Annotated in this window: 9 protein-coding genes; 6 read left to right on the forward strand and 3 right to left on the reverse strand. The window is 45.6% G+C overall.

The window, feature by feature from the left end; all coding sequences use genetic code 11:
- Positions 1–494: 494 nt before the first annotated feature.
- Complete coding sequence (locus tag ACFS7Z_RS25420) at positions 495–2,930, reverse strand: TonB-dependent receptor domain-containing protein (protein ID WP_377491614.1); 2,436 nt, start codon at positions 2,928–2,930, stop codon at positions 495–497.
- A gap of 232 nt (positions 2,931–3,162) precedes the next feature.
- On the opposite strand from ACFS7Z_RS25420, the gene ACFS7Z_RS25425 reads away from it, so the two are divergent.
- The 5 genes from ACFS7Z_RS25425 (at position 3,163) to ACFS7Z_RS25445 (ending at position 6,536) form a co-directional block, all read left to right on the forward strand.
- Positions 3,163–3,540 (forward strand): hypothetical protein, encoded by a 378-nt coding sequence (locus tag ACFS7Z_RS25425; protein ID WP_377491617.1) that lies wholly within the window; start codon positions 3,163–3,165, stop codon positions 3,538–3,540.
- 3 nt (positions 3,541–3,543) lie between these two features.
- Positions 3,544–4,182 carry a sensor histidine kinase gene (locus ACFS7Z_RS25430; RefSeq protein WP_377491619.1) on the forward strand — a complete coding sequence of 213 codons (639 nt, stop codon included), beginning with the start codon at positions 3,544–3,546 and terminating at the stop codon, positions 4,180–4,182.
- A complete protein-coding gene (locus ACFS7Z_RS25435) occupies positions 4,179–4,943 on the forward strand; it encodes a LytR/AlgR family response regulator transcription factor (protein ID WP_377491622.1) in 765 nt (254 codons plus the stop codon). The genes ACFS7Z_RS25430 and ACFS7Z_RS25435 overlap by 4 nt, the downstream gene beginning before the upstream one ends.
- A gap of 110 nt (positions 4,944–5,053) precedes the next feature.
- Positions 5,054–5,320 (forward strand): TFIIB-type zinc ribbon-containing protein, encoded by a 267-nt coding sequence (locus ACFS7Z_RS25440; RefSeq protein WP_377491625.1) that lies wholly within the window; start codon positions 5,054–5,056, stop codon positions 5,318–5,320.
- Between the two features lie 763 nt (positions 5,321–6,083).
- A complete protein-coding gene (locus tag ACFS7Z_RS25445; protein WP_377491628.1) occupies positions 6,084–6,536 on the forward strand; it encodes a YybH family protein in 453 nt (150 codons plus the stop codon).
- A 445-nt stretch (positions 6,537–6,981) separates the two neighbouring features.
- Here ACFS7Z_RS25445 and ACFS7Z_RS25450 read toward each other — a convergent pair whose 3' ends face one another.
- Positions 6,982–7,140 (reverse strand): hypothetical protein, encoded by a 159-nt coding sequence (locus tag ACFS7Z_RS25450; protein ID WP_377491631.1) that lies wholly within the window; start codon positions 7,138–7,140, stop codon positions 6,982–6,984.
- Positions 7,141–7,358: 218 nt separating this feature from the next.
- Complete coding sequence (locus ACFS7Z_RS25455) at positions 7,359–7,619, reverse strand: Sec-independent protein translocase subunit TatA/TatB (RefSeq protein WP_377491634.1); 261 nt, start codon at positions 7,617–7,619, stop codon at positions 7,359–7,361.
- A 475-nt stretch (positions 7,620–8,094) separates the two neighbouring features.
- On the opposite strand from ACFS7Z_RS25455, the gene ACFS7Z_RS25460 reads away from it, so the two are divergent.
- A partial coding sequence (locus ACFS7Z_RS25460; RefSeq protein ID WP_377485948.1) for a ferritin-like domain-containing protein occupies positions 8,095–8,416 on the forward strand: 322 nt, incomplete at its 3' end.

An 8,416-nucleotide genomic window follows, 5' to 3' on the forward strand; every position in this document is an offset into this window, starting at 1 on the left:
TTTGAAGTTAAGCTCTACTAAATCTACCTCACTAGTACCTAGCTGATGCTCTAAAGGATCCTTCATGTTGACCATGCGTTTTGCCACACTACGAGATTTAGTATATGTATTCTGGGAGACGTTCCCCATGATTTAAGGCTTGACGGCAGAGGGCGGTTTGGGAAGATACTTATACTTGCATACAGCGCTATTATTTACAAGTTCTGAGAGGCTAAAAGCACACAATTAACCGGAGCAAACGCATTGAGCCCTCTTTCACCTAAAAGAGATGTGCTCATCCTGTTTTTTGTACAGGCACCCATTAAAACAGTAGCCTGCCTACATTTCAGTAGGCAAACCTTTTCAAACCGAGTCATCGAACCTTCTCCGCAGATATTTTACAGTTTGTATAGGAACCTTCAGGTATAAACAAGTTAAGTAGTTTTCAACTGCCTCTTGTGCGCCGAAATTATAGACCTTTGGGAAATGAACTGTCAGGAGTTTCGCACAGCATGTTACTTGTCAGCTCTATTCAGTTCATCAAGATCAGTGTTCCGTTTATTCAAATCAAATTTATTGCCCCTGTTAAAGCTGTACCGGAGTTGTACACGCACACTTTGGCTGCCCCTGTACTGGTTAAAAGAATTAAAGTTACCGCTGTCGCTGAATTCTCCTCTCAGATGACGGGAGCGGAAAGCATCCGTCAGGTTAAGGCTCGCCTCTAGTTTTTCGTTCATGAAGTCGCGCTTGAAACCTATGTCCAGCCACCCCAAAGGCTTCACTCTGTACACGCCATAAGCCATCGGGCCTTGGTAGGCTGCGTTCAGTTCCAGCTTTACCCTTGCCGGAAGCTGTATGTTGTGGTTAGACTGAAGCAGGTAATATAACTGCTTGTTTTCTACCAGGTTTTCTTTTATTTCGATGCTAAAGTGCTGGTAAGATACCTGCAGCACATTGCTCATCTCCCAAGCCGGTAGGATGCGCACAGGAACAACAAACGTGGCGGAAACGCTTTTGAAACTCTGTACATTTCGCTTTTGGAAGAGTGTTGTTGAATCACTTGCATTCTGCTCCGGTATCTCTGCGATATAGTTTTTGGTGTTGGAGTAGCCTAACGAAACACTGTAGCTCGACTTTAGAGTATGTAGCATCTGAAAGGCGTCTGTGTACTGTGGTTTTAGGTTAGGGTTTCCTTTTGCCAGTGTGTAAGGGTCCAGAAAAAAGATGAAAGGGTAAAGGTCATCATAGCGTGGCCTGTCAATCCTGCGACTGTACTGGTAGCTTATCTGATACGCTTCCCCGACGTGCTGCTGCAGGAACAGGCTTGGGAAGAAGTCAAGATAATTTCTGGATGTGCGCTCTATTAACGTTAAAGAATTCCCGCTGCTAAAGGTCTGTTCTGCACGCAATCCACCCTGCATACGCCACTTATTGGTAATCTTACTGCTTAAGTTAACATAGGCGGCCAGTATGTCTTCTTTATAGACAAAGTGATTGCTTCGGTTATCGTCTTTCATACGGTCATCGCCCATACCCTCAAAGAACCTAAGGTCATTGTCTGAAATTACTTGACTAATCTTAGTGCCCAGTTCTAACTTGTGAGCTTCATGAAGTGGTTTCACAAAGTCTGCTATAGCAGCGTATATGTTATAAGAAACAGGGTTCTCGCTTCCTAATGTTTCAGACCTTGCCGACAGGCCCTTACCTGGTTGCCTATAGTTGTTAATAAACTCCATGCCCGTATCATTGGTCAGCTTCACGTAATCAAAATCGGCGGAAACAGTGGTTCCGCTGGTGTTAAGCTTCCCGAGGTAGTGAAAGTTAAAGGTAGCGCTGCTGAGTTCGCTTTGCAGATTATTTACAGTTGTGATAAGCATGTTATCAGGTATGGCGCCGAAGTGCAGGACAGACTGTGTCCCGAATGTGTTTTCTTCCCGGGCTGTCACAAGGTTAGCGACGGCCCCAACACTGTGCCTGTCGTTAAGCTCATAGTCTCCGCCCACGCGAAGGGAAGGCGTAAGCCGATGTCCTTCTTCCCGACCTGCCTGATTGAACCTGAATGCTGCCGCCGGATCATGGATAACCCTTTTTATCTCGTTCTCCCTCAGATTCGGGCGTCGGACCAGGTCAAGCATGGCAAAGGAAGAGAGCTTACCCTTTCTGACGCTCAAATTCCCGCCTGCGGCATCGCCTGCCAGTGCGTTGTACTGGAGCCCAGCGTAGACGCTTCCGTTTATGCCATCCGCATTGTTCTGCTTCAGGTTGATGCTGATAATACCCGATGCCCCTTCTGCATCGTACTTAGCGGACGGGTTGGCCATTATCTCCAGGTCTTTAATATTCCCGGCTGGCATTGACTGCAGCATCGCACGCAGGTCTTTTGCAGAAAGATAGGTGGGCTTTCCGTCCAGCATCAGCTGTACGCCTCCTTTCCCATTCAACCTGATGTTTCCATCCTGGTCCACAAACACACCAGGGGCTTTGGAGAGCACGTCGAAAGCAGTGTTGCCTGCCGCAAGCGCTGTGCCCTCCACGTTTACCACCAACCTGTCTGCTTGCTGTACAATAGCAGGTCTGAGTGCCTGCACTGTTACTTCCTTCAGCAGCTTTGTGTCTTCTGTTAGTACAATGAAACCAAAGGTTTTGGAGAAGACGGGTCCACCCACTTCAAACGCTGCTGATGCCCAGCCGGCATAACCAAGGGCGCTGACGCGCAGGATGTACTTCCCTTCTGAGGGGGAGGAGATGCTGAAGTTCCCATCCGCATCTGCCACCATTCCCGCTATAAAAGCGGTGTCTGCAGCATGTACTAACACAACGTTGGCGAAACCTATCGGGGAGTTACTATCAGTCTTGATGGAGCCTGTAAGGGTGCCGACTGCCTGTGAATATGCTGCTAAGTTCCATCCGCACAGGAGAAGCATGGCAAAAAAGAAACGCATACTTTTCATAATAATCCGTATTTAAAATGTTCATTGTAAAAGGATTGTTACAAAAGTGGGAAGAGCGACTAAGCATGAGAACCCATATCTGCTGAATGAGAGATAATGGCAAATGAACAGGGATAAAATGACGATGAATGAGATTGCCAACCAGCGGCAAACCAAGGCAGCCGTTTGATTTGCTACGCCACTCAAGGAACAATACTGAGCGGTGGTTTCAGGAAACAGCCACAAAAGCACCATGTTGAGAAGAGTTTATATAGCAGCACTTACAGCTGTCGCCTTGTTTTACACCTTAATTTTCATTCAGTTAGGAACTGTATGGTTTTTTGAACTGGAGGCGATGAAAGAGCTGGTCATGTTCTTTGTTTTTCTGGTTGTCACCTTCTGGACACATGAGAAAATAGCTTACATTTTTAATTCAGAAGCAGTTGCAGGCCTTTCCCAAAAGACAAGTGCCTTCCTGGAGGGAACCACAGTTACCCTGATAAGCATGATTTACAGTGTGCTGTTCATTCTGATGCCGCAGTACTTTTTTATACCCACCGTTGAATTTTCACCGAGAGGGGTGAGGCTTAACCTAGTGGCCACTTCATTTATCAGCCTGTTCTTTTATTGATTTGTGGAGCGTGAGAGATGGAAAACAAAGCTGCAGGAAGAGTTTCTAAGGTCTGAGCAGTTGCAGAAGGAAAACTTCAGGGCACAATTTGAATCCCTGAAAAGTCAGATAGACCCCCATTTCCTTTTCAATAGCCTCAACGTCCTGGGTTCGCTTATTTACAGAGACCCCGGTAAAGCCGTACAGTTTCTGGGGCAGCTCTCCAAAGTGTACCGGATAGTGCTGGAAAGCAATAGAAAGCAGGTAGTGCCTTTGCGCACGGAACTGGAACTAGTAGAGGCTTATACTTTTCTGCTGAAGACACGCTTTGGCAGCAACTTCCAAATCATGACAGACGTGCCTCTCGAAAAGATGGAACATGGGCTGCCCCCAACTGCTGTGCAGATGCTGGTTGAGAAAGCCATAAAGCATAACGGGTATACTCCGGGCGAACCGCTTGCCATTAAGATATTTGTTGAAGGAAATAAGTTGGTTGTAGCTAACAATCTGCAGCCAAGGCTCGAGCCGGCAAACTCATCCAAAGTAGGTCTGCAGAATATTATGAACAGGTATAGCCATCTGACGGAAGAGCAGGTGGAGATTTGCCCGACTGAAGATGAATTCATTGTAAAACTGCCGTTGTTGCAGGAGGAAGAAGTATGAATGTAGTGATTATTGAAGATGAGAAATTAGCGGCGGATGCTCTTGCCGACATAGTTGCAAAGCTTCGTCCGGATACAAAGATTCTAAGCTCCCCCGGCTCCATTATGGAAGCGGTGAAGTGGCTTGAGCTAAACCAAGAGTCAGACCTGATATTCTGCGATATTCATCTCTCGGATGGGAACAGTTTTGAGATTTTCAGGAAAGTAGATGTCAAGTGTCCCGTCATTTTTACGACAGCCTACAATCAATATGCCATTGAGGCCTTTAAAGTGAACAGTATAGACTATTTGCTGAAGCCTATTATGGCAGAAGATGTGGCCAAGGCGCTGAAAAAGTATGAGTCTCTGCAGCAACGCAATTTAACTAAAGGGTACGGAGACCTGCAGGAAATAATGCAGCAATCTCAGCCAAAGCAGCTAGGTGCTCGAAACAGGTTTCTGGTGAAGAAGGGACAAGCCTTAATCACTGTACCTGGTGAGGAGGCTGCCTGTTTCCTGGCCGAGGAAGGTGTAGTCTTTCTATTCACCTTTGAGGGTAAGCGATTCATTATTAACCAGACGCTGGATCAATTAGAGGCTCAGCTCGATGATAGGAAGTTCTTTCGGGTAAACCGTAAGTTCATCATTAACATAGAGGCTGTGGAGGAAATTGTTCCTTATTTTAAGGGGAGGCTTTCCCTTAAAGTTAAACCACCACTTGAAATGGAACTAGTAGTAAGTACTTATAGAGCCAATGCTTTTAAGCAATGGCTGGATCTTTAGAAACGCATTCCTGCGTCAAGCAGGAATCCATATGTTCAACAGCTTATTTTGACGCGGTGCTCTGCAATCTTTTGCTTATATTGAAGAATACACCAAAGCAATCAAAAACTATGAAATGCCCTAACTGCAACGAAACGCTATTGATGAGCGATAAAAACGGAGTTGAGATTGATTACTGCCCTAATTGCCGTGGCATCTGGCTGGACCGTGGCGAACTCGAAAAGATCATGGAACGCTCCGCCGACCATTATTCTAAAAAAGAAAATTACGAGTATGACTATAAGCGTTACGGCTATGGCGAGCATGGCCACAACGCCCATAAAAAGCATCCACACAAGAAAAAGGAATCGTTCCTGAGTGATTTCTTCGATTTTTAGTCATAATGGAAGGATGACAGCGCCAGTGCAGAAATAACGCACAGGCACTGTCATTTTACCGGAAAAGCATTTATTCCTTGGTAAGACAGAGAACTTAAAAAAACCGAATAAAAACAAGTTCAACTTTAGCACATGCTCAGGCAGCTGTCGGCGCAGCCAAAATAAGCACAGGAGTTTAACTTGAAATGAACATTTCTATCGTAGACGCTGGCGCGCTAACATAATTGCCCTTGCCCGCAGGAATGGTGCCTGGACTTGGCTCCGTAGACATAGAGGCATCGCTATTTGAAATGAAGTTCTATGCTTCATCAAGCTCCTGTGCAAGTTAAAAGCACCTGCAAGTCAACCTAAGACAAACGCATCATACCATCTACTTAACAGACTGTCTGTTATGTTAAAAAAGAACTTTCGCTGTGTCTCAACTATGCCAATATTTACTACTCATCCTCATAATTATACAATTTACAAATTTCTATTTATAGGTATACAAAAAAATTTGTTTATAAACAACAAAAATTTATTTATAAAATATTAAAGTATTAACATAATAATAGTCATCTAGCTCATTCTGCTGGGTATGAGCTTACTTTTATATATTTTCTCTCGCAACCCGTTGGCTCTCAAGAAGAGCTTTTACTCCTGACTAGCCACGTTTACTGTATAGAAGGCACCCGACAGCCCTCATGCATTGAGAACAAAGCAAGTGCAGCTGTGAAGCCGTCTTTGCCGGTAAAGTATAAGTAATAAGCTCAACCTTACCTTTATGAAAGAATATGTGTTCGCACTGCTCTTTCTGCCCACAATAGGAGTGCAACTTGCACAAGCACAGAGTACTGCTTCCAGCCAAAAAGAGAGTTCCTTTGACCGCAGCCAAGACGAGCAGGCAATACGACAAATGATCACCAACGGCATTTCACGAGACCATTATACTGAGGACATCATTTTCGCCTCGGGGGCATATCCAAGGCCAATTGTAGGATTGGACAACCTGAAGAAGGCAGTGCCGAGTGGTGGCGAGCGGAAGAACTTCAAAACCAACCCAATCATTGAGAGAGTGGAAGTGGCCGGCTCAGGTGACATGGCTTACGCTTATGGAACCTCCACTATTTCTTGGGAAGGTAAAGAACCCTTCGAAGTAGCATTCCTAGAGGTTTTTCGAAAGAAAGGGGATGCCTGGAAATTAGCCGCTCGTTTTATAAGGCCACACCAGGAGTAGCCGGGAAGGCGGGGTGATCAAACATTTTCTCCCCTGACGTATGCCCATCTCAAAGTTTAGTATCAATGTTATTTAAATAATCTAGCAGAAGCGCTGCTACAGCGTGTTAAGAAGAGAGGTAAAACACTGTTGCAAAGCAAGAAGGAGCGGCATTATTTCCACTATAGCTGGGCCTATTTTGGTGTAGTCGGTTGTAATAAATATACTTACCGGTCTAAGAGGCTGTACTGTATAAGAGAGGATTCATGATAAGCTTATGGGTTTCCTCTAATGTAACCTTAGGGTGTAACGTTTAACACCGGCAATTACTTCTGGTAACTGAAAGCATCCTTTTATTATAGCTGCACATTAGCCAGCTGAGCCACCTTTTGCGCATTTGCTACAAAGGTTCCTCGGGATGAGGAGCCTTTCTTGTTCTATAACGAAGGTTATGTTCACTAAAACCTCATGAATTCTGCTGCAGCAATGCCTCGTAATCACTCCCGGAAAGGTGCTGCCGCATGTACTCTTTCAGCCCTTGTACGTTTTCCTCTGCAACGAAGCGACGGAAATCCACCACACCCTTGGAGGCTTCGAAACCCTCCTTCGTGAAGTAGTTTCGCATCGGCTCATTGAGTGTGCTCAGCCATTCTTCAAAATGGCTTGGCTCCGGGTCTGGCCCTGCCTGCCTGTAGTAGTCAGTGGCTACCTGGGCTATGCGCAGGTAGCCACTGATTCTCTTTCATCTCTAAGGTTGATGGCATGCTGGCAAGTCACGGCTCCTGGCGCATGCCGAAGATGGTTAACTAATATCGCTCCGTTAGCTTGGCTAAAAGAGGGTTTTTACACCGTGGCCTCTTTCTGTGCTTCATCCTTGGAGGCAGGTAACCTCCCCGCTTCCCCCTTCACATCTTTCCCTGGTTTCTCTATCTCGCTCTTGATTTCATTGGTGGCGTCCTTGAACTCGCGGATGCCGCGGCCCAGGCCTTTTGCCAGCTCCGGGATGCGCTTGGCCCCGAAGAGCAGCAGGATGACAACCAGGATGAGGATGACCTCTGTGCCTCCCAGGCCTCCGATAAAAGCAAGTGTGTTGGTGATTTCCATAGTCTGCTGTTTTGACGTGATGTACTACAAACGGGAAAAGGGAAGGGAAGGATTTCCTGCCAGCTTCTTTAGCTAAACGAAAATGAAACAAGCTGCTATTTAGCCTCCTTCCAACGTAGCTGGATTCCTTTTTCTCTAACTATAAATGAGTACTCACTCAGTATAAATGTAGCTACACCCATTGATGCGTACCTATCTTCAAATATTCAGCTGCACAAGCGTACGTAGTTCTGCGTATGTATGGTTTGTATAACAAAACTAATAATAAGGTATAAACGAACTGTGTTTAAACAGGAACTGCTGCTTGTCCTGGTTACGCCCAACAGGCACCAAGACACATTAAAAACGGCTGGTAATAAAGCCGTTATTCATTTTTTTCATAGATAAAAATAATATCAAGATACCTTGCAGTATTGGAAACAGAGGGTATAGGAAAATTTCAGAGTATTAATTTTTTAATTTAATATGATTAAGTATGTTAAAGTTTACCGAGTTTAAAGGGAAGGCCCACGGGCCGGACGAGGGGCTGAGCAAGTCCCGCAGGTCTTTTTTACAATACAGCGGGGCCGCACTGGCCACTTCCGCTATTTTGCTCTCCGGCTGCGAAATGCTGGAGGAATATATTCCACCAAAGAACCCGAACTCTCCTAATAAGGTGAACCTGGGCAGTGGGGACATCGGCATCCTCAACTATGCCTATGCCCTGGAGCAGCTGGAGGCAGCCTTCTACACTAAAGTAGCGCTGCTGGGCTTTTACATCGGTGCGTCTGCTGAGGAAATAAAAGTGCTGGAAGACG

It is taken from the genome of Pontibacter toksunensis, from assembly GCF_042686245.1.
GTDB classification, from domain to species: domain Bacteria; phylum Bacteroidota; class Bacteroidia; order Cytophagales; family Hymenobacteraceae; genus Pontibacter; species Pontibacter toksunensis.